The organism is Roseovarius litorisediminis (assembly GCF_900172295.1).
Taxonomy (GTDB): domain Bacteria; phylum Pseudomonadota; class Alphaproteobacteria; order Rhodobacterales; family Rhodobacteraceae; genus Roseovarius; species Roseovarius litorisediminis.
On the sequence record NZ_FWFL01000002.1, the window covers coordinates 159,840 to 182,967 of the forward strand.

The 23,128-nt window shown below is 58.2% G+C and carries 19 protein-coding genes and 1 riboswitch; of the genes, 5 read left to right on the forward strand and 14 right to left on the reverse strand.

Annotation, left to right across the window (positions count from 1 at the left end):
* Position 1 precedes the first annotated feature (1 nt).
* The gene (locus PEL8287_RS04140; protein ID WP_085891106.1) at positions 2-580 is read left to right on the forward strand and encodes a putative glycolipid-binding domain-containing protein; all 579 of its coding nucleotides are present in this window, start codon (positions 2-4) and stop codon (positions 578-580) included.
* On the forward strand, positions 567-2,618 hold the full coding sequence (gene pbpC / locus PEL8287_RS04145) for a penicillin-binding protein 1C (RefSeq protein WP_139837697.1): 2,052 nt from the start codon (positions 567-569) through the stop codon (positions 2,616-2,618). Before PEL8287_RS04140 ends, pbpC begins: the two co-directional genes overlap by 14 nt.
* A gap of 38 nt (positions 2,619-2,656) precedes the next feature.
* On the opposite strand, the gene PEL8287_RS04150 is transcribed toward pbpC, so the two are convergent.
* Positions 2,657-3,832 (reverse strand): acetyl-CoA C-acyltransferase family protein, encoded by a 1,176-nt coding sequence (locus PEL8287_RS04150; RefSeq protein WP_085891107.1) that lies wholly within the window; start codon positions 3,830-3,832, stop codon positions 2,657-2,659.
* 56 nt (positions 3,833-3,888) lie between these two features.
* Here PEL8287_RS04150 and PEL8287_RS20440 point away from each other — a divergent pair, with 56 nt between their 5' ends.
* Positions 3,889-4,020: a hypothetical protein gene (locus PEL8287_RS20440; protein ID WP_268877798.1), complete on the forward strand. Its 132-nt coding sequence runs from the start codon at positions 3,889-3,891 to the stop codon at positions 4,018-4,020.
* 310 nt (positions 4,021-4,330) lie between these two features.
* On the opposite strand, the gene PEL8287_RS04155 is transcribed toward PEL8287_RS20440, so the two are convergent.
* The 3 genes from PEL8287_RS04155 to PEL8287_RS04165 form a co-directional block, all read right to left on the reverse strand.
* Positions 4,331-5,098, reverse strand: a complete 768-nt coding sequence (locus PEL8287_RS04155) for a metallophosphoesterase family protein (protein WP_085891471.1) — start codon at positions 5,096-5,098, stop codon at positions 4,331-4,333.
* Between the two features lie 137 nt (positions 5,099-5,235).
* Entirely contained in the window at positions 5,236-6,831 is a 1,596-nt protein-coding gene (gene serA, locus PEL8287_RS04160; protein ID WP_085891108.1) for a phosphoglycerate dehydrogenase, read from the reverse strand.
* 83 nt (positions 6,832-6,914) lie between these two features.
* A complete protein-coding gene (locus tag PEL8287_RS04165) occupies positions 6,915-8,069 on the reverse strand; it encodes a phosphoserine transaminase (protein WP_085891109.1) in 1,155 nt (384 codons plus the stop codon).
* Positions 8,070-8,228: 159 nt separating this feature from the next.
* Between PEL8287_RS04165 and serB the strand changes: the two genes are divergently transcribed.
* Positions 8,229-9,107, forward strand: coding sequence for a phosphoserine phosphatase SerB (gene serB / locus PEL8287_RS04170; protein ID WP_085891110.1), 879 nt, complete (start codon positions 8,229-8,231; stop codon positions 9,105-9,107).
* A 164-nt stretch (positions 9,108-9,271) separates the two neighbouring features.
* Here the strand turns inward: serB and PEL8287_RS04175 are convergent, their stop codons facing one another.
* The 3 genes from PEL8287_RS04175 to PEL8287_RS04185 form a co-directional block, all read right to left on the reverse strand.
* Entirely contained in the window at positions 9,272-9,706 is a 435-nt protein-coding gene (locus PEL8287_RS04175) for a 6,7-dimethyl-8-ribityllumazine synthase (protein ID WP_085891472.1), read from the reverse strand.
* A gap of 77 nt (positions 9,707-9,783) precedes the next feature.
* Positions 9,784-9,941, reverse strand: a riboswitch (FMN riboswitch).
* A gap of 128 nt (positions 9,942-10,069) precedes the next feature.
* Positions 10,070-10,312 (reverse strand): calcium-binding protein, encoded by a 243-nt coding sequence (locus tag PEL8287_RS04180; RefSeq protein WP_085891111.1) that lies wholly within the window; start codon positions 10,310-10,312, stop codon positions 10,070-10,072.
* 283 nt (positions 10,313-10,595) lie between these two features.
* Complete coding sequence (locus PEL8287_RS04185) at positions 10,596-11,591, reverse strand: asparaginase (protein ID WP_085891112.1); 996 nt, start codon at positions 11,589-11,591, stop codon at positions 10,596-10,598.
* Between the two features lie 170 nt (positions 11,592-11,761).
* Here PEL8287_RS04185 and PEL8287_RS04190 point away from each other — a divergent pair, with 170 nt between their 5' ends.
* Complete coding sequence (locus tag PEL8287_RS04190; protein ID WP_176228556.1) at positions 11,762-12,289, forward strand: invasion associated locus B family protein; 528 nt, start codon at positions 11,762-11,764, stop codon at positions 12,287-12,289.
* A 218-nt stretch (positions 12,290-12,507) separates the two neighbouring features.
* On the opposite strand, the gene PEL8287_RS04195 is transcribed toward PEL8287_RS04190, so the two are convergent.
* From PEL8287_RS04195 to PEL8287_RS04225, 7 genes are all read right to left on the reverse strand, one after another.
* On the reverse strand, positions 12,508-14,145 hold the full coding sequence (locus tag PEL8287_RS04195; RefSeq protein WP_085891113.1) for a DUF4139 domain-containing protein: 1,638 nt from the start codon (positions 14,143-14,145) through the stop codon (positions 12,508-12,510).
* A gap of 215 nt (positions 14,146-14,360) precedes the next feature.
* Entirely contained in the window at positions 14,361-15,383 is a 1,023-nt protein-coding gene (locus PEL8287_RS04200) for an aspartate-semialdehyde dehydrogenase (RefSeq protein WP_085891114.1), read from the reverse strand.
* A gap of 76 nt (positions 15,384-15,459) precedes the next feature.
* Positions 15,460-16,632 carry an MFS transporter gene (locus PEL8287_RS04205; protein ID WP_085891115.1) on the reverse strand — a complete coding sequence of 391 codons (1,173 nt, stop codon included), beginning with the start codon at positions 16,630-16,632 and terminating at the stop codon, positions 15,460-15,462.
* Between the two features lie 567 nt (positions 16,633-17,199).
* Entirely contained in the window at positions 17,200-17,769 is a 570-nt protein-coding gene (locus PEL8287_RS04210; protein ID WP_139837698.1) for a PEP-CTERM sorting domain-containing protein, read from the reverse strand.
* A 633-nt stretch (positions 17,770-18,402) separates the two neighbouring features.
* Positions 18,403-20,775, reverse strand: coding sequence for a trimethylamine N-oxide demethylase (locus tag PEL8287_RS04215; protein WP_085891117.1), 2,373 nt, complete (start codon positions 20,773-20,775; stop codon positions 18,403-18,405).
* The gene (locus PEL8287_RS04220; protein ID WP_085891118.1) at positions 20,772-21,155 is read right to left on the reverse strand and encodes a cupin domain-containing protein; all 384 of its coding nucleotides are present in this window, start codon (positions 21,153-21,155) and stop codon (positions 20,772-20,774) included. The genes PEL8287_RS04215 and PEL8287_RS04220 overlap by 4 nt, the downstream gene beginning before the upstream one ends.
* Positions 21,155-23,128: an ABC transporter permease gene (locus tag PEL8287_RS04225; RefSeq protein ID WP_085891119.1), complete on the reverse strand. Its 1,974-nt coding sequence runs from the start codon at positions 23,126-23,128 to the stop codon at positions 21,155-21,157. The genes PEL8287_RS04220 and PEL8287_RS04225 overlap by 1 nt, the downstream gene beginning before the upstream one ends.

The following is a 23,128-nucleotide window of genomic DNA, read 5'->3' on the forward strand; positions in this document are numbered from 1 at the left end:
TATGACGGGTCAAACCATAGCTACAGCCCACTGGCGGGCGCTGAATCACGAGGGTGACGACAAGTGCCGTCTGGCCAAGGTCGATCATGGCTGGCTGTTGATTGGCCATGCCCGGTTTCGCGATGATTCAGGGTTTGCCGCGCTCGACTATGTCGTGCGATGCGACGAATCCTGGCGCACGCTAAGCGCTGATATCAGCGGGTTGCATGGGGAACGGCAGGTCAATGTTCATATCGAATGCGATGGCGGCGATTGGCAGTTAAATGGCGTGCCTCAACCTGATGTCGCAGGCGCGCGCGACCTGGATATATCTTTTACCCCGGCGACCAACCTTATGGCGTTGCGCCGCCTGAGCGCTCAGCCGGAGCCCTGGCTTTCTGTTTCTGCGGGCTGGCTGCGATATCCTGAATTGGAACTTGCGCCGCTTAGTCAAACCTACACGCGGTCAGGGGCTGCCGGGCAGGTCGATTATGTTGCGGCTCAGAGCGGGTTCAGCACCCGTTTCGAGGTTGATCCAAGCGGCTTTGTCACGCTTTACCCCGACCTGTGGGAAGGTGAGGTGGATCATGCGAGCCCCTGATAGGCTATGTTTCGTACTGGCGCTGCTGCTATTGACGAGTGCTGCCACAAGGGACGGGCTGAATCGTTGGGTCGCGACCACGCAACTCCCATCTTTGTTATCGGAAACTTCGGTTGAGGTACTGGACCGCTCGGGTCAGATGCTGCGGGTCTATACTGTGGGGGATGGCCGGTGGCGAATGGCAGTGACCTCTGATTGGGTGGACAGCAGGTATCTGGACATGCTGATCGCATTTGAGGACAAAAGGTTTTACAGCCATGCCGGTGTCGATCCATGGGCCATTCTGCGTGCCTTTGGGCAGGCGGTCTGGAATGGCAGGTTGATTTCAGGCGGGTCGACCCTGACGATGCAGGTAGCGCGCCTGCTGGAAGATAGCGGCACGGGGCATTGGCGCGGTAAGCTGCGGCAAATTCGGGTCGCTTTGGCACTGGAGCGGCAATTCAGCAAAGACGAGATTCTGACGCTCTACCTGTCCCGTGCGCCTTATGGGGGGAATCTGGAAGGTATCCGCGCGGCTACGCTGGCGTGGTTTGGCAAGGAACCCGCACGTCTGACCCCGGCCGAAGCTGCATTGCTGGTGGCCTTGCCGCAATCGCCCGAGGCGCGGCGCCCTGACCGCAACAGGCCTCAGGCCCGTCTGGCGCGCGCGCGTGTCCTGTCGCGTATGCAATACGCGGGTGTACTGGGCGCAGAAGCTATTAGCGGCGCGCTGACAGAACCGGTGCCGTATCGGCGCCGCCCGTTTCCGGCCCTTGCACCGCACCTGTCCGATCTGGCTTTAGCCCGCGATCCACTGGTGCGCCGGCATGATCTGACATTGGATTTGACGGTGCAGCAAGATCTGGAGAAAATGCTGGAAACGTCGATGCAGGGTTTACCTGCGAACGTGTCGGCAGCCGTTGTCGCAGCCGACCACCGCAGCGGCGAAATCATCGCTTCAGTTGGATCGGCAAGCTTTGGTTCGGGCGATGCGCGGCAGGGATACGTGGATATGACCCGCGCCTTGCGTTCGCCCGGATCAACGCTGAAACCACTTGTTTATGCGATGGCTTTTGATCGGGGGCTGGTGCATCCTCAAACCCTGATCAATGATCGGCCGGTTGCTTTTGGCAGTTATGCCCCACAAAATTTTGACGGTAAATTTCGGGGCGAATTACCGGTGGCCGAGGCCCTGCGCCAGTCGCTGAATATTCCGGTTGTGCTGCTGATGGATCAGATCGGCCCGGCGCATCTGATGGATGCGTTGCGTCGCGCCGGTGTTCAAACGGAACTGCCGGGTGATCAGGCGGGCCTGGCCGTGGCTCTTGGCGGGGTTGGGATCACGCTGACCGATCTTGTGCAGCTTTACGCGACGCTGGCCAATGGTGGGCAAGCGCGCCAGTTGCATTGGCATAAAGCAGTGCCAGACAAGGGGCCTGCGAGTCAGATTGTCAGCCGCGCTGCTGCTTGGCAGATCTCTGATATTCTTGCAGGTTCGGCACCACCCCGGGGTGGTGCGGCCGGTCAATTGGCCTATAAAACCGGAACCTCTTATGGGCATCGCGATGCTTGGGCCGTAGGGTTTGACGGGGCGCATGTAATTGGTGTCTGGATCGGCCGGCCAGATGGCACACCTGTCCCCGGTGCGTTTGGCGGTGAACTGGCTGCACCGATCCTTTTCGACGCTTTCCAGCGTCTGAAACGTCAGACCGATCCATTACCGCCCCCGCCACCTGAAACGCTGATCGTATCCACTGCGCAGTTGCCGCAGGCCCTGCGCCGTTTCTCTGGGCGTGAGGCTGTTTTCCAGGCACCTGAAGATGCGCTCAAGCTGGTATTTCCACCCGACGGCGTGCGATTGACGGGGGTGGACGGCGCGCTGGTCGTAAAGGTACAGGACGGCAAGCCGCCCTTTACTTGGTTGGCCAATGGAGCGCCGGTTCAAACGGGCGTGCATCGCCGGGAAACCGCTCTGAGCGGACTTTCCGAAGGGTTTTCAACCCTTTCCGTGATTGATGCCAAGGGTCAATCCGCACGTGTCACTGTGCGGATTGACTGAGCTTGCGAAGCCGTTTGTCAAGGTCGGTGAATAGTGCCTCAGAGCCGCTCTATTGCCAGCGCAATCCCTTGTCCGCCGCCGATGCACATGGTGATCAACGCCTTTGACCCGCCGGTGCGCTCAAGTTCGTAAAGTGCCTTGACGGTCAGGATCGCACCTGTGGCCCCAACCGGGTGGCCAAGTGCAATGGCCCCACCATTTGGATTGACCTTGCCACCATCTAGCCCCAACCCTTTGTTGACGGCCAAGGCTTGGGCGGCAAACGCTTCGTTCGATTCAACGACGTCGAAATCGCTGGCTTTCAGACCGGTTTTCGCCAGCAGTTTTTCTACCGCAGGGACCGGGCCGATGCCCATCACTTCAGGGCGTACACCGGCATGGGCGTAGCCCAGGATCCGGGCCTTGGGTTTCAAACCGGCAGCATCGGCAGCGGCAGAACGGGCCAAAACGATGGCGGCGGCGCCGTCGTTAATCCCGCTGGCGTTCCCGGCCGTTACGCTGCCGTCCTTCTGGAACACCGCGCGCAGGCTTGCCAGTGCTTCGGCTGTGGTGGGTTTGGGGTGCTCATCGGTGTCAAAAGCAACCATGTCACGCTTGACGCGCACCTCGACCGGTACGATCTGTGACTTGAACCGGCCCTCGGCAATCGCTTCGGCGGCGCGGCGTTGGCTTTCAAGAGCAAAGGCATCCTGATCGACCCGGGAAATATCATGCTCAGCCGCAACGTTTTCTGCCGTCACCCCCATGTGGCCGGTGCCGAAGGGACAGTTCAAAGCACCCAGCATCATGTCGCGGGTGGTGACGTCGCCCATCTTGGCGCCCCAGCGTTGATCAGTGATGATGAAGGGCGAGCGGCTCATATTTTCGGCGCCCCCGGCCAAAGCGAAATCGGCGTCGCCCAGCATCAAGGATTGCACTGCCGAAACAATGGCCTGGGCACCCGATCCACACAGACGGTTGACGTTCATTGCTGGTGCCGTATCGGGAATGCCCGCGTCCATTGCAGCAACACGTGACAGATACATATCACGCGGCTCGGTGTTAATTACATGGCCGAAAACCACATGGCCGATCTGGGTGCCCTCGACGCCGGAACGGGCCAGTGCTTCTTTTGCAACGATGGCTCCAAGGGTGGATGGAGGGGTTCCGGCCAGTGAGCCGCCAAATGTGCCTATAGCTGTGCGTGCACCGTCAAGAATTACGATATCTGTCATGTTTTCCGCCTTTTCTGAGTCTTGCTCAAAATACTGGAGTGGCGTGTGTAAAAGCAATGACAACATGGGATGCTGCGATGCGGCATATCCGCCGGGGTGCGCACGAAACGTACAAAAACGTGCAGATTGGCGCGGTGCGGGCGGTTGTCAGCGCCGTGGTCAACTGGTTGCGTGGCGAGGTTTTGTAATCCCCAAACCTTCGAGTGCCCGGATGTTGATCCTGATCCCGAACGGCGTTGAACAGTACCCAAGGATCTTCCTTTTGGGTGGCGGGTTATACCTTTGGGGCCGACGCGGATCTTTGATCTGGGTGTAGCGAAAGACCGGCTCGGAGCCCGCAGCAGACATGGCCCAAATGCCCGGCACTCAACGGCGGCATTGTCCGCAATGCTTCAGTTCGCCGACCAAGCAGGAAATGGCGGCTAAAAGGAATAACTTTGATGTGGTTTCCACAAGCTCAATCTGACCAGCGCCTGAAGCCGCCAGTCGAGATTTGCCTTAAGGGGGGAGCAGACCGGGCGTGGCGCGGCGATTACCGGGTTGTTCTGCAGGAGTGAGGAGTTGGCGGCCGTCTTTTGTCAGAAGCCAGCACGACCTGTCCTCAATCACCGCAGGCCAGAGCGAGCGGCCCCGGCCTGCCCCGCCGTCAAGGTCGATGCGGTTGCCGAAATGAGTTGGCATGTCTAGGGCTGTGTGGCCATGAATAATCAGCCATGGGTGGGGTTTCGGATCGGTGAGGAAGTTTTCGCGAATCCAGAGCATATCCTCGGGAGACTGATGTGAGAGGGGCACGCCGGGGGCGATACCCGCGTGGACAAAAAGAAGCGGCCCGGTCAGGTGGTAAAACGGAAGCGAGGCCAGCCAGTCGCGATGTGCGCGCGGGACGGCGGCAACGGCAGCGGTGTGGTTGGTGTTGTCCTCATCGCCGATAATACCGTAGGAGGCTAACGTGGTGTCGCCGCCCAGACGGGGATGAATCCAGCTGAGATCGGGGCGCAGGCGCACGGGATGGATGGCGCCATAGTCGAGAAAATCCAGAAACATCTGGTCATGATTTCCACGCAAAGTGATCCAGTTTCGGCCCCTGGCCTGTCCGTCGATCAACAAGTCGATAACCGCGCGGCTGTCAGGACCACGATCCACGTAATCGCCCAGAAAAACGATGGGTGCGTTTACCCCCCCTTCGGCCTCGATCAATGCCAGAGCTTCCTCAAGCATTGTGAACTGGCCGTGAATGTCGGGGATTATATAAAGTGGTTCGGTCATGGGCTTAATCAGAAGCAATGCGCGCAAAATGTCCAATGGTTTCGGATCGGTATTCCTGTACCGTTATGCGCTAATCAAGAATGTGTAACGCCGCCCCGAAGGGCGGCGTTTCCGTTGGATCAGACCATGTTGACTTATCAAGCGACATCGAATTCCAATGATCGGATTTGCTGGAACTTGCCCGTAGCGTCGAGTTTGGCAATGACATCCGGACTGACCTGAGCGTCAACATAGAGCAGGGCAATCGCCTCGCCCCCGGCCGCCGAGCGGCCTAGGGTGAAATTGGCGATGTTGACGCCGTTTTCACCCATCGTCTGCCCCAAAGTGCCGATGATGCCAGGCTCGTCCTTGTTGGTGGTATAGAGCATATGCCGTCCGATTTCAGCGTCGATGTTGATGCCCTTGATCTGAATGAAACGCGGTTTGCCGTCGCTGAACACCGTTCCGCCGATCGAGCGTTCGCGCTGATCGGTGACGACGGTCAGTTTGATATAACCCTCGAACGCGCCGGATTTATCCTGCTTCGTGGTCGAGATTTTCACACCGCGTTCCTTGGCCACAACCGGGGCCGAGACCATGTTTACCTCGGGGTTGACCGATTTCATGATGCCCGCAACCGCGGCAGAAGTCAGTGCGCCGAGGTTCATCTCGGATACGACCCCGTCATAGAGGATGTTGATCGCCTTGATCGGCTCATCCGTCATCTGGCCGATAAAAGCGCCAAGGTTGTCGGCAAGTTTGATCCAGGGGCCCATGACCTTGGCCTCTTCAGCGGTGACCGAAGGCATGTTGAGCGCATTGGTCACGGCGCCGGTCAACAGATAGTCTGACATCTGTTCGGCCACCTGCAGGGCAACGTTTTCCTGTGCTTCGGTGGTGGCGGCGCCCAGATGTGGGGTGCAGACCACGTTGGGCAGGCCGAAAAGCGGGTTTTCCGTGGCGGGTTCCTGCGCGAAGACGTCAAAGGCCGCTCCGGCGACATGGCCGGATTTCAACAGGTCGGCCAGCGCGTTTTCGTCTACCAGACCACCACGGGCGCAGTTGATTATGCGCACGCCCTTTTTGGTTTTCTCAAGGTTTTCGCGACTCAGGATGTTGCGGGTCTGGTCTGTCAGCGGAACGTGCAGGGTGATGAAATCGGCGCGCTTGAGCAGATCGTCGAGTTCAACCTTTTCGACGCCCATCTTGTCGGCTTTTGCTTCGCTCAGAAACGGGTCGTAGGCGATGACCTTCATTTTCAAACCACGAGCACGGTCGCAGACGATGCCGCCGATATTGCCGGCGCCGATGACGCCAAGGGTTTTGCCCGTCAACTCGACCCCCATGAATTTGGATTTTTCCCATTTACCAGCGTGTGTTGAGGCGCTGGCCTCGGGCAGTTGGCGGGCTACGGCGAACATCATTGCTATCGCATGCTCGGCGGTGGTGATCATGTTGCCAAAGGGCGTGTTCATCACGATCACGCCTTTCTTGCTGGCCGCTTCCTTGTCGATATTGTCGGTGCCGATACCGGCGCGTGCGATGACCTTGAGATTGGTGGCGTTTTCGAGAATTTTCGCTGTTACCTTGGTGGCCGAGCGGATGGCAAGGCCGTCATACTGGCCAATCACCTCGGCCAGCTTATCCTTGTCTTTGCCAAGGTCCGGCTGGAAATCGACGTCAATGCCGCGATCACGAAAGATCTGGACAGCGGTTTCAGAAAGTTTGTCGGAGACGAGTACTTTGGGGGCCATTGCTGGGCTCCTTTGATGAAAATCTTGTGGGGGGGCGGAGTCTTTCAAAGACTCCGGACCGATTTATTTTCAAGAAATTGGTGTCACACCGTTTCTGACAGCGCTGCGATTTCGGTCTCAAAGGCCCATTCGACCCAGGGCATAAGCGCGACCACATCGGATGTTTCCACTGTGCCGCCACACCAGATGCGCAGGCCGGCAGGGGCATCGCGATAGGCACCGATGTCGTAGGCCACGCCTTCGGTGTCGAGCCGTTTGGCTATGTCTTTGGCAAAAGCTGCGCCGTCTTTGACACGGGCATCTGTGAATGTCAGGCACACCGAGGTGTTCGACATCGTGGCCGGATCATGGGCCAAAAAGTCGATCCAGTCATGCATCTCGACGAAATCCGCGACAGCCTTGGTATTCGCGTTGGCGCGGGCGATCAGCCCTTCAAGGCCACCAACCGAGCGGGCCCAGTCAAGCGCCAAGAGGTAATCCTCGACTGCCAGCATCGAGGGCGTGTTGATCGTTGCACCTTCAAAGATGCCTTCGATAAGCTTGCCACCTTTGGTCAGGCGGAAGATTTTTGGCAAGGGCCAGGCGGGGGTGTAACTTTCCAGCCGTTCCACTGCGCGGGGCGACAGAACGATCATGCCATGGGCTGCTTCTCCGCCCAGCACTTTTTGCCAGCTGAAGGTGGTCACATCCAGCTTGTCCCAAGGCAGGACCTGCGCGAAGGCGGCCGAAGTGGCATCGCAGATAGTCAGGCCGGTGCGGTCGGCTTTGATCCAGTCGCCATCAGGTACACGTACGCCCGAAGTTGTGCCGTTCCAGGTGAAGACCACATCGTTATCGGTATCGACGGTCGAAAGATCGACAATCTGGCCGTAATCGGCGGTTTTGACCTGCGCGTCGAGTTTCAGTTGCTTGACCGCATCGGTTACCCAGCCAGCGCCAAAGCTTTCCCAGGCCAGCATCTCAACCTTGCGAGCGCCCAGCAGGTTCCACATCGCCATTTCAACGGCACCGGTGTCCGAGGCGGGCACGATTCCGATTTTATAGTCAGCGGGGATGCCAAGAATCTCACGCGTGCCTTCTATGGCGGCCTTTAGGCGGGCCTTGCCAACCGCCGCGCGGTGGCTGCGGCCAAGCGGGGCATCGCTGAGTTTGGTCACGTCGAATGTAGGGGGTTTGGCGCAGGGGCCAGAGGAGAAACGCGGGTTTTCCGGCCGCGTTGCCGGTTCGTTAATAGCCATTGCTGCTATCCTTCCAGATAAGCGCCCCTCGTTGGGGAGGGGTGTCCCACGGACCGAAATACGGCCATACCAGGGCTTTCGCAAGTGCAGAAATGACGCTATAGCGCCGCTTGAGTGATAAAATGCGACTTTCACAACTACGATCGGAAACTTTGTTAAATGTTTATTGCCTCTTTGATTGCGCCTGCCGGGCTATTGGATCCGTCATTGGTAGAAAATCTTCGCAACGCCTGGGGCGGGGGGGATGCGATTTGGCTGGCGCCGGATGAGGCGGCAGAGTTTGAGATGGCAGAGGTGCCGGGCAACCGCTGGGAGGTTTGGGACAGCCTGCAGGCGATGCAGGTGGATCTGGTGGTGCAGCCCGTCGCGGGGCGGCGCAAGAAGATGCTGCTGGCCGATATGGACAGCACGATGATCCAGCAGGAATGCATTGACGAATTGGCCGAGGTGGCGGGCGCAGGCGCGCATGTGAAAGACATCACCGCCCGCGCGATGAATGGTGAACTGGATTTCGAAGGCGCGCTGACCGAACGGGTGAAACTGCTTGCAGGCCTGCCGGAGGAGGTGATCGCGCAGGTGATTGCCGAGCGGATCACTTATATGCCGGGCGGTGATGCGCTGGTGGCGACGATGCGTGCAAACGGCGCTTATGCGGCCCTGGTGTCGGGCGGATTTAGCGCCTTTACGGCAAGTGTTGCAGAACAGTTGGGGTTTGATGAAAACCGTGCCAACACCCTGTTGATTACGGGGGGAAAACTCACCGGCAAAGTGGGCATGCCCATTCTGGGGCGCGAGGCAAAGGTACAGGCGCTGAAAGAAATTTCGGCCCGGCTGGGCCTGACCGCGACAGATGTGATGGCGGTGGGCGACGGGGCCAATGATCTGGGCATGCTGGGGCTGGCCGGTACGGGCGTGGCGCTGCATGCCAAGCCATCGGTTGCCGCCCAGTGCGATGTCAGGGTTAATCACGGGGATCTGACAGCTTTGCTGTACTTGCAGGGCTACACGCGGGATGTGTTTTCTGTCAGAACGATCTAAGTCCGTGGGTTCGTCTTAAACCGTGCGTGCGGAAGGTATAGCGCGCCCGGGCCGGGCGCATGATGTGACCTGACACCTCTTGCTGTCCTCCTCCCATGGGGGAGGAGGAAGGGTGTGGCGGGCCTACCTTGAACCGGTTTTGATACCGGTCTGGCTGGCGTTGGTCAGGCGGCGAGCCGGGCCCGGGTTTTGCCGATCATTAGGGCGGCACGGGCGGCTTCGGTGCCTTTTTCCACAAAATGGGCCCGGTAGATCGCGTTGTGGTGATCGGTATCCTGATAGTGATGAGGGGTGAGCGACACTGACAGAACCGGCACGCCGGTGTCGAGGCCTGCACGCATCAGGCCGTCAACCACGGCGCCTGCCACGAAATCGTGCCGGTAGATGCCACCATCGACAACGAAAGCGGCAGCAGCCACGGCGGCATAGCGGCCGGAGGCTGCAAGGTCGCGGGCCAAAAGGGGCATCTCGAACGCGCCGGGAACGTCAAAGACGTCGATCTGATTCATGGGAATAAGTTTGGCAAACCCGTCGAGCGCGCGGTCGACGATATCGGCGTGCCAGTTGGCCTTGATGAAGGCGTAGCGGGGAAGTGTCATTTTCATATCCTTTCATTCTGACACGTCACCCAGAGCATCAAACGAAAGGACAGGCACCGCTATCGGGTGACTGCTCTTTACGCTCTCTTCCATCCGGACTTTGACCGTCGGCTCTGGACTTACACCAGATCTGCTTGACCAAGGGATTTCCGCTGGAAACCCGTTGCGCTCGCGGGCTTCGGGGGCATGCCCCGTTACCGCCGGTGGGGAATTTCACCCCGCCCTGAGAACTGTAGTGATGATGTGGGAAAGGATGCCCGCAGGCAAGCGGCATTTGCGGCAGCTCGGACGGCGAATGCGGCGGTGCGGATAAGAATGCCGGGGACGCAGCGCGCCCCCGGTGTAGGGTATCTATGGCCTGATTTATGAGGCGTCGGGCAGAATACCCGCTTCGCGAGCCGCGGCGATCTCGTCATCGGCAAGGGCACCATCGGCGTTTACGTCGATCTGTTCGAACGTGCCCGAGGGCGCGTCGGGGTGGGCAGCTGCGAATTCGTCGGCGGTGACCATACCGTCTGCGTCGGCATCCATGCTGTCGGATGCCAGTGCGGCAGCGGGCAGTGTCAGAGCAAGCGCGAAAGTTGCGGCGGTAAGTTCCTTGAACATGAAATCATTCCCTTTGTGGTGTCATGTTTACGAGGGGTTTGTTGCCCTCGATTCAGAACATGGGCACGGCGTAAGGGAATGTCCCGACGTGTTGGGGAACGGGTGATTTTCGTGCTGAAACAAGCCGAAAAGCCGGTTTTGCCTTGGCGTCTCTTCGCCGTTTTTCCAAGTCTGTTTGCGCTTGGCGGGACATAGCGCAGTACGCTTGTAGCAAATGGCGGGAGTTAGCCGAAATTACACGTTAAACGAGATGCGCGATATGCCGCCGTCGGTTTCGGGACGATCAGAGCAACGTGCTGGCAGGTTTGATCATGCCGGTCCGGATACCTCGCCGATTCAGAATGGGCGCATTCATGAAGCGCAGGGTTGCCGGATGATCGGCGTCCAGCAAACCCAGGCGGACCAGCAGGGCAGCGATTGTGCAATTGGCGGCGCGTTTGCTGCCATCGGCGATTTTCAAGGCGATTCCCAGCTTGCGGGTAGGCAATATGGCAATGTAAAATCCCTCGGCCCCGTATTTTAGGGCCACAGGTTCCTTGCAAGCGCGCATCAATTCGGTGCAGGGACGTTTTTCACCTGCGACCATGACGGGATGGGCAACCATGGATTGCCATAGGCGCACTGCGGCCGATTGGCGGGCATCAGCGCCTTCGTTTGCGTTGGCGAAAAACGCCATGGCGCGGGCCATGCCGTGAAGCGAACACATGAAATTTGGAGCTGAACAGCCATCGATGCCAAAGCCGGGGCTGGTTTCCAGCGTTACGCTTTCAAAAGCCTCAAGGCAGGCTTTTTGCACTGGGTGATCTGGGTCAGTATATTCCGGGCCCGCGCTAAGATGCTGCGCCAGAGTCAGGAAACCTGCATGCTTACCCGAGCACTCGTTATGCACTTGGCAAGGTTTTCCGCCCGTCCGGATTAGATCATCGAAGGCGGTTCTGTCCATGGGCATTGGTGCACCGCAGCGAAAGTCGTCGTCGACAAGATCAAGATCCGCTAGCCAGTCATTGACGGTTTCGGTATGTATCGCGGCTCCGTTGTGTGAGGCGCAGGCTAGCGCCAGATGTTTAGCAATCAGCCCACGTGCATCGGCGGCACCGCTTTCCACAAGCGGAAGGGCCTGAATCATCTTGGCGGAACTGCGCGGCAGAACCAGGGTTTCGGGATCGCCCCAGGCCTCGATAATATCACCCGAGGCATCGCAGATCACGGCCTGACCGGTATGGATGCTTTCGGCCAGTGGACCGCGCCAGATTTCGGTCATCGGGACAGGATTGGTCATCTGAAGGCTCCGTGCTGTGCGATTTTCCGCCAATTGTGTCTTTCACATCTCGCCTGTTTCAGGCTATTGTTGCAATGTCGAGTAGAAACAGGCCGTTGCCAACAAGAAATCCGTTTAGGGATGCGCGCGGCCGACGAATTTGAGGCTAGGACAGCTTGGAGGCTGGACAGATGGTATCACGATTTGCACGCGGTATTGCGGCGGGCCTGTTGGCGTTGGCGGCGTCGGGCGTCTGGGCGCAGGAAGAAAGCACCAACCAGGTGGCGGCAAAAACCGCATGGAGTGTGTTTGAAGACAAGGACCCGCGCGAATGTTGGGCAGTGTCATCGCCCACGGAAACGGTCAACAGCAAGGATGGACGTGTGGTTGCGGTCAAGCGTGGCGATATCCTGTTGATGACCTTCTATCGGCCGGGTGCCGGTGTGAAGGGGCAGATTGCCTTTACAGGTGGCTACCCGTTTGCGGGTGGATCGACGGTGAATGTGAACGTTGGCGGCAGCGAGTTTGAGCTGTTTACCGAAGGGGAATGGGCTTGGCCGGCCAGCACGGCTGATGACGCCAAGATCATTGCAGCGATGAAGCGTGGCAGCGATGCGGTTCTGACCGCGCGTTCGGCCCGGGGCACGGTGACGAAAGATACGTTTTCGCTGCTGGGATATACTGCTGCGGTGGAAGAGGCCGAAAAGCGCTGTCCGTGATCCGGAGACGGTAAAGCGGAGCGTCAGGATTTCTGCACCCGCTGCTGAAATGAAATTCCGACGAATTCAGCCCCAAAAAGTCAGGGTACGTGTTGCTGTCGCAATCCGAAACTTTGATTTCAGAGGAGTGCGCATTCGTTACCGTGACGCCCGCCACGCCAGTTTTTGTGGCGCGCCACGGTTAGGTCTGTTCAAAAACGTCTAGCCGAACGAATCCGTCAGCGCAGAACCTTGCCTTCCGGCCACTCAAGATCGTGGTCCAGGGTGATTTCCTGCGTTTCGCCGGCGGGCAGGGTGAACTCCCACGCCAGAACTCCGCGTTTGCCGTCGACATCCTGTTCGGTCGGACGCGGTTGGGCCTGCCATGCGATTTCAAGGTCTTCCTGTTCGGAATAGGGCACGCGGTCCAGCAGGTTAATGGGCCAGCTTTCACCGGTCAGGTTTTCCACCTCTATGCGAACGCTTTCTGTCAGTTCGTTGGATTTGCTGATGATACCCCGATCACCCTCGTTGCGGTCCAGAACCGTGCGGGTCAGGCGCAGCCCGTCAATCGGGCCAAAGGACAGATCAGCCTCGCCGCCCGCAGGGATCAGGTGGAGGTACTGCTGTCCGATGTAGCGGCCATCAATGTAAAAACTGGCCTCGTTCGAGGGCAGGATCAACTCACCCATATCATTGGTGAGACTCGCCATAAGAAAGGCGGTCTGATCCATCAGCGGGACGGCGCGGGCCTGCAGATCCACCTTTGTGGTGAGCGTACCAAGCGACAGGCGAACACGGTCAGCCCTTGAGGCGACGGAAACCGGTGAAGGGTAGTTATAGGTAACAGCCAAACCGTCAAACTGCGCGTCAGCCTCTTCGCGGACAATGGCGGGTTCTGCGGCCATATCCAGCGCTGCGCCCATTTCCATCTGATCGAACGCGGCGCGGTTTTTGCTTTGCAGACGGGGTTGATCCGGGTCTTCGATCCGTCTGAGCCAGGGCCAGATGTCGCCTGGGGTGGTCTGTTCCGACGGGCGGACAGTGGACAGTGTCAATGACACGTCCTGCCAGTTTTCACCGGTGGCCTGATAGACAAAGGCGCCGCGTTCGATATCCAGCGCACTGGTATCACGGGTCAGTTTCAGGTCATAGACGGGCTGCCAGCCGGCCTGCGCGATATTGTAGGTGACAGTCAGCGTGCCTTTCGATTCAGTCTGCGAAGAAACCGAGACGGCCAGCATGGCGCGCGCCTTGTCCTCGGGGACCAGCGCGGCAAGTACCTGATGGGCCTTTTCCAGCGCTTCGCGGGTGTCCTTTAGCGCACGGTCGGCTGCATCGGCCCGGTTTTGGGCGTCAAGCGCGGTTTTCCTGGCGGCAAGGGTTTCGTCACCGATCATACCAACCAGATCGCGCAGGGCGGTGACATCCATTTTCGCCACGCCGTCGCCTTCGCCGATCTGGCGCAGAAAGGCGACGCGGGCCTCGGCGGCGTCGATCTCAAGCCGGATGGCCTGCACATTGGCCTGCCCATCGCGCAGGGCTTGTTCCAGACGTTCAACTTCGGTTTTGGCCGCGTCAAATGCAGCGTTGATTTCATCGTCGCGGGGTGGGACAAAATCGTTCCGGGCGGTGATGGTGCCCATACTCGCACCATCCACCGCAACGCGGATCGACGCCAGCGGCGTGGATTGTGGAAGGTCGGTAAGGATCAGGTCATGCTGTCCCACCGGAATGGTAAAGGGGACAGCACGGGTGATGGTGGCGCCCTGCGGATAAAGCGTGACCTGGCTAACATCGCTGGTCAGCGGAATGTCTGCGGCCCACAGGGCAGCTGGCGTCAGGGTAAGGATAAGAGGCAGGGTGACGGTACGCATGGGAACACTCCTTTGTTCTGGCGTAACTATCCGCTGCGTAGTTGGTCAAAGGCAAGGGGGGGCCGTTGTGATGTGCGGGTTTACGCTTTGCTACCCATTTCCGGGCCACGGCTACATCTGCCTGTTTGGTGGGGCGGCGAGCAAACCGGACATGAAAACGGGCACATCTGAAGATGCGCCCGAATTAGATGTTATAGAACCGATAAAGGGGCCGCTTAGCCCTTTTTCAGGCAGCGCATTCCTAGCGTTTCGGCGATCTGCACCGCGTTCAGGGCAGCCCCCTTGCGCAGGTTGTCCGAGACGCACCACAGGTTGATGCCATTTTCAATCGTGCTGTCCTGCCGGATGCGGCTGATGAATGTGGCATAGTCGCCAACGCATTCGATTGGGGTGACATAGCCACCATCCTGACGCTTGTCGATGACCATCACACCGGGGGCTTCACGCAGGATATCGCGGGCTTCGTCTGCATCCAGAAACTCTTCGAACTCGATGTTCACGGCTTCGGAGTGACCTACAAAAACAGGCACCCGCACGCAGGTTGCTGTGACTTTGATCGACGGGTCGACGATTTTCTTGGTTTCGGCGACCATTTTCCATTCTTCCTTGGTTTCACCCGAATCCATGAACACGTCGATATGCGGGATCACGTTGAACGCGATCTGCTTGGTGAATTTCCGGGCGGGTTTGTCATCGGTCGGGTTGTAGATCGATTTGGTCTGATCCCACAGCTCGTCAATGCCTTCTTTGCCTGCGCCCGATACCGACTGATAGGTCGAGACGACAACGCGTTTTATCGTGGCGCGGTCATGCAACGGCTTGAGGGCCACAACCATCTGCGCGGTCGAACAGTTGGGGTTGGCTATGATGTTTTTCTTGGTGTAGCCTTCAACCGCCTCGGGGTTCACCTCGGGGACGACCAGCGGCACATCCGCGTCGTAGCGGTAGAGCGATGAGTTGTCGATCACCACGCAGCCGGAGTTGGCGGCTTTGGGCGCATAGATCTTGGTTGCGTCCGAGCCGACAGCAAAAAGCGCGATATCCCAGCCGGTGAAATCAAAGGTATCAAGGTCCTTCGTCTTCAAAGTTCGGTCGCCAAAGCTGACTTCGGAGCCGAGAGACTTTCGGCTGGCAAGTGCCACGATCTCATCGACAGGGAACTGGCGTTCGGCCAGGATGTTCAGCATTTCGCGGCCCACATTACCTGTGGCACCGACAACGGCGACTCTGTAACCCATAATATGTTTCTCCAATGTCCATAGGGTTGGCGTGCGCGTCATAGACCCAATGCGCGGCAGGGGGAAGGGGGGTGCGTCAGTTGGTGGCGTCGCGGCTGAGAAGATAGATCAGCGTGCCGGCCAGAAGTGACAGGCCGAAGAAGGCGAAAAGGATGGAATAGCCCGCCTGGGCACCTGAGGTGGAAGTCGCGGTGTAGAGCGGCCCCGAGGCGAACTGCATGAAGCCCACGCCACCGATACCGAAGAGGTTCATCAGGGTGACACCGCGGCCTGCCAGATGGGCCGGGAAAAAGCTGCGGCCATGGGCGATCAGGACGGGAAAAGACGCACCAAAAAAACCGATGGCGGCAATGAGAATGATGGATGTGCCAACGCCCGAGCCAGTCAGGACGGCCAGAGACAGGATTGCCGCCGCGCAGATCAGGTTGCCGGTGAAGATGACCCATTTGTGCGTGCGGAAAATCCGGTCAAGCGGGCCGTAGCAAAAGGTGCCGCAGATCATCGCCAGCCCCATCACAAGCGTCGCCTGCCCGACCTGGCCGGTATTCAGGCCGTAAACATCTGTCAGGTAGGGCCCGGCCCAGAGGCCGCGAATAGCGGCAGAGGGCGCGTAGCTGACGAACATCAGTGGCAGAATCGCCCACAGGGCGCGCATTTTCAGCAGATCAAGAACCGAGCCTTTGAGATTGCCCTCGACCGGTTCGGGGTCGCGGACGAGAACCGCAATTCCCAGAGCGACAAGGCCAGAAATGACCGCCAGCCCGGCAAGGGCGGCGCGCCAGCCCATGGTTTCGGCGGCGAAGGCCATGGGATAAGAGGCGACGAGGTTGCCGACCGATCCCACGCCCAGCATCAGGGCCGCCAGCGTGGCGAATCGGGCAACTGGAAACTGGCGCGCAAAGATATAGTAAGAGGCCATGAGGACGGGCGAACATCCAATGCCAATGAGAAGCATGGCGATGTTCACGTGGGCAGGCCCGGTGGCGATGGCAAAGACCGCCGCGCCGCCCGCCCCGCCCAAAAGCAGTAGCGCCGAGGCCGTGCGGCGCGGGCCGATGCGGTCAAGCGCCCAGCCAACGGGCAGCTGCATCACGGCAAAGGCCAAAAACCACAGGCCCGAGGCAAAGGCCAGATCATCCGGTGTGGTGCCGATATCACGCGCCAGAACGGTGCTGAGCACCGCCAGAAAAGCGCGAAAGAACTGGCTGAGCACATAGGCCAAGCAAAGCAGGATAAGACCAGCGCGCATTTGATGTCCTCAGGCAGGGTCGGGTTGTGCCTGCGTGGCATGGAGTTAGGGAAATGGCAATGCGCAGGGAGGGGAAACCCACGCTGTTGAAGGGGCAATCTGTCGAACGTCGCATACCTTTGACTTGATGCAGGGATTTTTTGTATTACCACCCTGCCGGTGTTCCAAGCAGCTATGATCCAAACGCGAAGCAAGTACGACCCTATGTCGCCTGTGCGAGACAAAGCGCCAATTCGCTGCTGTGCAGAAAGGCGACGCAGCACGTTTATATTTCTAGTTGGAGGGGCACGTAGCGTACCAAGCCGAGAAAAAACTTGGCCTATGCGATTCTGCCTCTGAGCTTTAGCGGACGTGAACGCTGATCTGCTTTCGGAGCCGTCTCTTGTAATAATCCGAAAATACAGCACGGTGGGCACTGAACGGGCGCGGAACGCGGGAACGGAGCCACGCGCAGGATATGTAGATATTCGAGCATAGTGTGTACCCACCATTTATCCGGGATCCACACCTAAAACGCAAAACGGGCGCAGCCAACGCTTCGCCCGTCTGCCGAGTGGCTTAGCTGAATTAGGCAGCCTTCTTACGGCGCCAGCCCATCAGGCCGAACAGGCCAAAGCCAGCGGCCATTAGCGGCAGAGCGGCGGGGAGCGGAACCGCTCCCACTGCTGCGAAGGTCAGCGTTGAACTGTCCGCGTCCCTGACGCCAGTCGCACCGAAATTTGCCCCGCCCAACAGGTCCAGAAATGAAGCGCCATTCACACCACCCGTATCGCCGGCAAGCGAAATCGCGGTGCCGCCCAGAAACAACGATGTGATAGACGAGTCCGTCACGTTGCCGCCGGCAACTGTGATCGAGTTCTGGAAAAAGCTGTTGATTACGACTGGGAGCCCAAATCCAATCCCGGCCGGCGCTGTCTGGATAGTCAACGAATTGATGGCGAATGTGCCGTCACCATCCGGCGTCAAAATAAGGCCTGTTACGTCGCCTGAAACGAGACCATTCTCGTTGCTGAAGCTGAAGCTGAAAGTTGCGGCGTTCGCTGCGGAAGTTGCCACGAGGAGTGCGGCTGTCGCCAAACCCAATATCATTTTTTTCATAGTCCATCCCTTTTTATTATTCTTATCCGGCATTCCCATTTTGATCGCCGTTGGCAACAGTAACAGCACTCAAAGAGATACACCAAACCTTATTCGGCTGTTTTTCGATAAAAACCATTTGGCTTGGACACAGTGCGCTTGGTTTCCACGTATTGTTTCCGTTTCTGTGTAGTTTGACCATCCGCCGGACACGGCTTTTCCGTCGCCAGCGTTTGATATCGCAGATTTGGGTATGTTGCCTTTGTCAGAAATAGAAGCGGTTTGCGAGCAGGTCTCACAATTCGAAGCTGCCCATTGCCCTTTTTCGACGCGGCCCATGCGGGAAAAGAAACCTATCTGTTTCGCCCCTGTTTTCAGGGGGTCTAGGTGCGTGCCTTCTAGGAACGATGGAGCCGGGTGGCAGATGCCAGTATTTGGCCGCGAAACAGACCACTTTGTATCCCATAGTGGGATTTCGACCAGACCCGTATATCCAGCTTGCGACAACTACACTCAAAATCTCAAAAACTGAGTCCAAAGTGTACATCCCTGACATTTCCCAAAACTTCAACGCGCGGGGTAATTCATCTGTGGAGGCCCAAAAGCCCATCTCTTAGTCGTCACTATGGGCTCCAAGCAGCCATTGGGTCCGTCTGACGTTTAGAACAAGCGTGGGTTTCACCCACCCTACGATCAATCATAATTGCCCTTCACACGTTCTTTGGTGGGGTCGAAATGCGGGTAGGGCACGATGCGGGCCTTGAGGCGTTTTTGCTGGCCGTCCAATTGGCCGATTTCGATCTCGGTGCCGGGGGCGGCATGGGCAGTCGTGATACGGGCAAGGGCGATGTTTTTGCCAAGGAAGGGTGATTTCATTGCCGAGGTCACCTCGCCCACCTGAGCCTTGCCGATGCGCAGGCAATCGCCCGGAGAGGCGACTATGCCACCCTCGACTTCCAATCCGACCATCTGGCGATGGGGGTGCAGTTTGCGTTCTTCCAGAACGGCGCGACCGATGAAATCATCCTCTTTGCTTTTCAACGGCACGGTAAAGCCGATGCCGGCCTCAAAGGGGTCGGTCTGGTCGTCAAATTCACTGCCTGCAAAGATCAGTCCGGCCTCAATCCGAACGAGATCAAGTGCGGCAAGGCCAAAGGGCGTCAGTCCCATCGGCTCACCCACTTTCCAGATGGCATCGAAGACTTCGACCGCGTCCTTGGGGTGGCAGAACACCTCGTATCCCAGTTCCCCGGAATAGCCGGCGCGTCCCAGAACAACCGAGGTGCCGTTATAGTCGCCCAGCCGGGCAGTGGTGAAACGGAACATGCCAAGTTCCTCGACTGTTGGGCTGGTGGGCGGTGTCCAAAGCACCTGTTTCAGGATGTCGCGTGATAACGGTCCCTGAATGGCGACGTTATGCAACTGATCGGTGGAACTGCGCACCCAGGCATTCAGCCCGCGTTTCTGGGCCTGTTCACGCAGCCACAGGCCCGAGGTGTCATTGCCGCCGATCCAGCGGAAATTCGTCTCACCCAGACGGAAGACAGTGCCGTCGTCGATCATGCCGCCGTGTTCATAACACATGGCGGTATAGGTGATCTGGCCTACGGCCAGCTTTTTCATGTTGCGGGTAACGCAGACCTGCATCAGCTCTTCGGCGTCGGGGCCGGTCACCTCGTATTTGCGCAGCGGCGACAGGTCCATGATCACGGCCTTTTCCCGGCAGGCCCAGTATTCGGCAATGGCGCCGTGGTTGGACATCTGGTTGGGCAGCCAATAGCCCTGATATTCCACGAAATCGCGGGTGTGGCGGGCAAAGCAATCGTAAAATCCGGTTTTCTTGGTTTCTTCCACATCGGCCTCCGCTGATTTTCGATAGCCGACCGAGCGGCTGAAGTCGTTTTCCGCACCATAGGTGCGCAGTTGAATGTCTGTTGGGTTCCAGCCGTTGGCCGGGTCTACGTCGCAGGGGCAGGCGGTTGAGACGCAGACAAGATCGGTCAGCGCGCGCAACAGCACAAAATCACCCGGCCGCGACCAGGGATCATCCATGCCGATGGCGTTGGTGTCGTCCAGCATGGTGTTGAAGAAAAAGTTGATGGCGGGCCAGCCGCCGCGCGGGCGGATGCCGTATTGGGCCAGATCGGCATTCATGTTGTCAGAACAGTTTACGTGGCCGGGATAGCCCAGATCCTCGTAGTAGCGTGCGGTGCAGGCAAGGCCAAAGGTGTCATGGCGACCGCAGGTATCCTGTACGATTTCAACCAGCGCTTCCTGATCGACACTCCAGTATTTTGAAAAGATGCCGGGCGTGGGGTAGAGAGAGCCCATAAGCGCGCGGGTGGTTGTCGGGTCGATCTCGCGTTCGATACCTTTGTCCAGTGAACGCAGGGAAAAGGCCTGAAAATCCGAGCATTCGCGGCCCTGCACATCAAGGATCTGGATAAACTCGCCTTTCTTGACCTCGTAGCTGTAGGCTTGTCCGGGCTGGATATTGGCATCCTGCAGCGGGTCGGCCAGAGGGTCGGGTGGGGTAAGGTTGCCCTTGGCATGTTTGGGATCAGCGCGACGGATATAAAGGATCAGTTCGGTCGGCGGGTTTTGCGCGCCCGGGTCCATCGGGCCACCGGGGGCGGCGACGATGAGCAGACCGTCGCAAGAGATGTGGAAGGTGGCCATATCGCCGGGGTTCGAGCCTTGGGTAAAGATGCGCACCGCCTGCGCGCGGCCAAGGTCAAAGCCTGCCTTGTCCAGCGCACGGGCAACTTTGGCACCGGATGCCGAGCCGTTGGCCAGAACGGAAATCACGCCTTCGGCGGGTCCATCGCTGGTTGCGCCCATCATGCCTGCGTCAGATTTTCCGTCAGGCGTGAAAAATACCAGTTCGCCCGTTTGCAGGCCTTCGCGATCCTGCACCGAAATCTGGTCACCTTTATAGACGGGTACTGCTCGCGAGCCGCCGCCGGGGATCGGGTGACGTTCGGTGCCTTGCGGCAGGATCGGCAGGCCGGGGGTGATGACGCCGGCACGCTCGTACGGGGTTTCAAAGATCGGGGTTACATTCATGAGGGGGCTTCCCATTCGCCATGCAGATATTCGGTGGTTGTGCCACGCTGGGTGACAACCAGTTTGCAGCCCGAGGGGGTGACCGAGAAATGTTCGGACCCGGGCGCGAGGCTGATGAACTGGCCTGCGGTATACAGGTGGCCGTCGTGGTCGGCCAGATCGCCCTCGACAATGTAGAATTCTTCGGCGCCGTTGTGGCGGTGCGGATTGCATTTGGTGCCGGGGGCCATGATCATCAGATAGCTGCCCATGCCTGTTTTCTGATCAAACGAGATGTTGCGCCAAAGCACGTCTTGGTCTGGCAGGCCCAAAAGGTTCATTGGTTCAAACCCGGCCGGATCGAAATCTACAACTGTTCGGAATTCATTGATCGCGCCCATCAGCCCAGTCCTAATGCCTTTTTACGTTTTTCAGCCCAGCTCATGATGGTCAGATCAAAGGTCAGCGCCATCAGGGACACGTTCATGCCCAGTACGATGTTTTTACCCAATTCGGTCCCGGCGAGGGTTTTCTGCAATTCCTGCCCCAGATCCTGCGTACCGATAAAGGCCGCGATGATCACCATGAAAAAGGCAAAGATGATCGCCTGATTGAAACCTACTGCCATGGTTGGCAGGGCCAACGGCAGTTGCACGCTCATAAGTTTTTGCTTGGCGGTCGCGCCGGACATATCCGCCGCTTCGGTCATTTCGGCCGGGACGGTTCGCAAACCTTCGATGGTGTAGCGGGTCAGAGGCACTGTGGTAAAGATGACGATCGAGAACACAACGGCCACGTCATTCACGCCAAACAGCATGATGGCCGGGATCAGGTAGATGAAACTGGGAAAAGTCTGTGCTGTGTCGCAGGCCAACAAGATGCGCTTTGACCATTTATCGCTGCGCGAGGCCGCAATGCCCAATGGAATGCCAATGAACGTCGAAATGATCACGGCAGAAATGACTGCGTAAAGTGTGATTACCGAACGGTCCCACCAGCCGCTTAAGGCAACGATGGAAAAGAAGATTGCCGCATAGATCGCAGGCCGTTTGCCGCCCAGATAATATGAAAGCGTTACAATCCCCAGAATGAAGGCCGAGGTCGGTATCCACAAAAGGGCATTTCGAAACGGGATGAGCACCCAGACATTAAGGAACCAGCGCAGCCATTCTGTCACCGCCTGTATGGCGTCGATGGCCAGAATGCCCTTGATCAGATTGTCCAGTTCTTTGCCCTGGGTAAAAGATTGCTGGCGGGTTATGTGGTCCGCCACCTGCACCACCTGTGCAATTAGTACGAAGGCCACAAAGGCGGCAACTGTAGCCAGGGCGTAACCGTGGCGTTTCCACCATGGTGTGCCACGCTCAAAATGTTCGGGTAGTTTGATGACCCACGCCTTGGACATCCGATCAAGCATTACAGCGATCAGCACGATGGTAACGCCAATCTCAAAACTGCGCCCCAGTTTGAAACTGCCCATCATCGCCAGCAGTTTGGCCCCCAGTCCGGGCATCCCGATAAAGGCAGTCAAAACAACCATGGCCAGACAAAGCATGATCACCTGGTTGACGCCGACCAGAATCTCGGTGCGCGCGGCAGGAATATAGACAGATCGCAGCATCTGCCATTTGGAACAGCCTGCCATCTTGCCCGCTTCAACCACCTCGGGTGAGACTTTTTTCAAACCCAGTGTTGTCATCAGGATCATTGGCGGGATGGCGTATATGATGGTGGCCACCGCCCCCGCTGTTGGCCCGACTTTGAAAAAGATCACTGCAGGCAGCAGATAGGTGAAAAACGGTAAAGTCTGGAGAACCGACAGTATCGGCTTGATTGCACGGTCGAACCATGCCCACTTCCAGGCGATAATCCCAAGAAAAAGCCCGATGAGAAAGGCCATTGGTGCCGCGACAGCCAGCACCGACATGGTTTGCATCGCAATTTTCCACTGGCCGATCAGAGCTGTCCAGACAAATGTTCCGCCCGCCAGAAGCGCCATGCGCCAGCCACCAAGGTAATAACCGATTACGGCGGCAGTGGCAGCAATTGCGGTCCAGGGGATGGGCTCAAAATTCGGCCAGCGGCGTTTGCCGAACAACAGGTTGGCCGTTGTATCAAGCATGAATTCAAGCGGCCCTTCGGCGATCCAGCGTGTCAGTACGGCCAGTTTCAGATCGTCTATGATGAAGTTGAATATCGCGTCCATCCAAACGGCCATGGGCGGAATCCAGGCTTCTGGCAGGCGGATCAGGAAATCTGGCAGAATAGGTTTAGCCGCGGTCAGAAGGACCGCCACCGCGATCATAATCTGAATAATGCGGGTCTTGCTCAGCCCGGTCGAACCATCGCTCATGTCTGTTGCGATATTGGCCAT

Coding starts and splice junctions, on each gene's coding strand:
- PEL8287_RS04175 (WP_085891472.1), bottom strand. CDS start 9,706: ATGACACTTCCCCGCTACGCCTTCATCAAGGCCAACTGGCACGCCGAT.
- PEL8287_RS04215 (WP_085891117.1), bottom strand. CDS start 20,775: ATGAATGTAACCCCGATCTTTGAAACCCCGTACGAGCGTGCCGGCGTC.
- PEL8287_RS04150 (WP_085891107.1), bottom strand. CDS start 3,832: ATGACAGATATCGTAATTCTTGACGGTGCACGCACAGCTATAGGCACA.
- PEL8287_RS04205 (WP_085891115.1), bottom strand. CDS start 16,632: ATGCGCGCTGGTCTTATCCTGCTTTGCTTGGCCTATGTGCTCAGCCAG.
- PEL8287_RS04190 (WP_176228556.1), top strand. CDS start 11,762: ATGGTATCACGATTTGCACGCGGTATTGCGGCGGGCCTGTTGGCGTTG.
- PEL8287_RS04200 (WP_085891114.1), bottom strand. CDS start 15,383: ATGGGTTACAGAGTCGCCGTTGTCGGTGCCACAGGTAATGTGGGCCGC.
- PEL8287_RS04140 (WP_085891106.1), top strand. CDS start 2: ATGACGGGTCAAACCATAGCTACAGCCCACTGGCGGGCGCTGAATCAC.
- serB (WP_085891110.1), top strand. CDS start 8,229: ATGTTTATTGCCTCTTTGATTGCGCCTGCCGGGCTATTGGATCCGTCA.
- PEL8287_RS04220 (WP_085891118.1), bottom strand. CDS start 21,155: ATGGGCGCGATCAATGAATTCCGAACAGTTGTAGATTTCGATCCGGCC.
- PEL8287_RS04165 (WP_085891109.1), bottom strand. CDS start 8,069: ATGGCTATTAACGAACCGGCAACGCGGCCGGAAAACCCGCGTTTCTCC.
- PEL8287_RS04195 (WP_085891113.1), bottom strand. CDS start 14,145: ATGCGTACCGTCACCCTGCCTCTTATCCTTACCCTGACGCCAGCTGCC.
- PEL8287_RS20440 (WP_268877798.1), top strand. CDS start 3,889: ATGACAACATGGGATGCTGCGATGCGGCATATCCGCCGGGGTGCGCAC.
- PEL8287_RS04155 (WP_085891471.1), bottom strand. CDS start 5,098: ATGACCGAACCACTTTATATAATCCCCGACATTCACGGCCAGTTCACA.
- PEL8287_RS04180 (WP_085891111.1), bottom strand. CDS start 10,312: ATGTTCAAGGAACTTACCGCCGCAACTTTCGCGCTTGCTCTGACACTG.
- PEL8287_RS04210 (WP_139837698.1), bottom strand. CDS start 17,769: ATGGGAATGCCGGATAAGAATAATAAAAAGGGATGGACTATGAAAAAA.
- PEL8287_RS04185 (WP_085891112.1), bottom strand. CDS start 11,591: ATGACCAATCCTGTCCCGATGACCGAAATCTGGCGCGGTCCACTGGCC.
- PEL8287_RS04225 (WP_085891119.1), bottom strand. CDS start 23,128: ATGGCCAATATCGCAACAGACATGAGCGATGGTTCGACCGGGCTGAGC.
- pbpC (WP_139837697.1), top strand. CDS start 567: ATGCGAGCCCCTGATAGGCTATGTTTCGTACTGGCGCTGCTGCTATTG.
- serA (WP_085891108.1), bottom strand. CDS start 6,831: ATGGCCCCCAAAGTACTCGTCTCCGACAAACTTTCTGAAACCGCTGTC.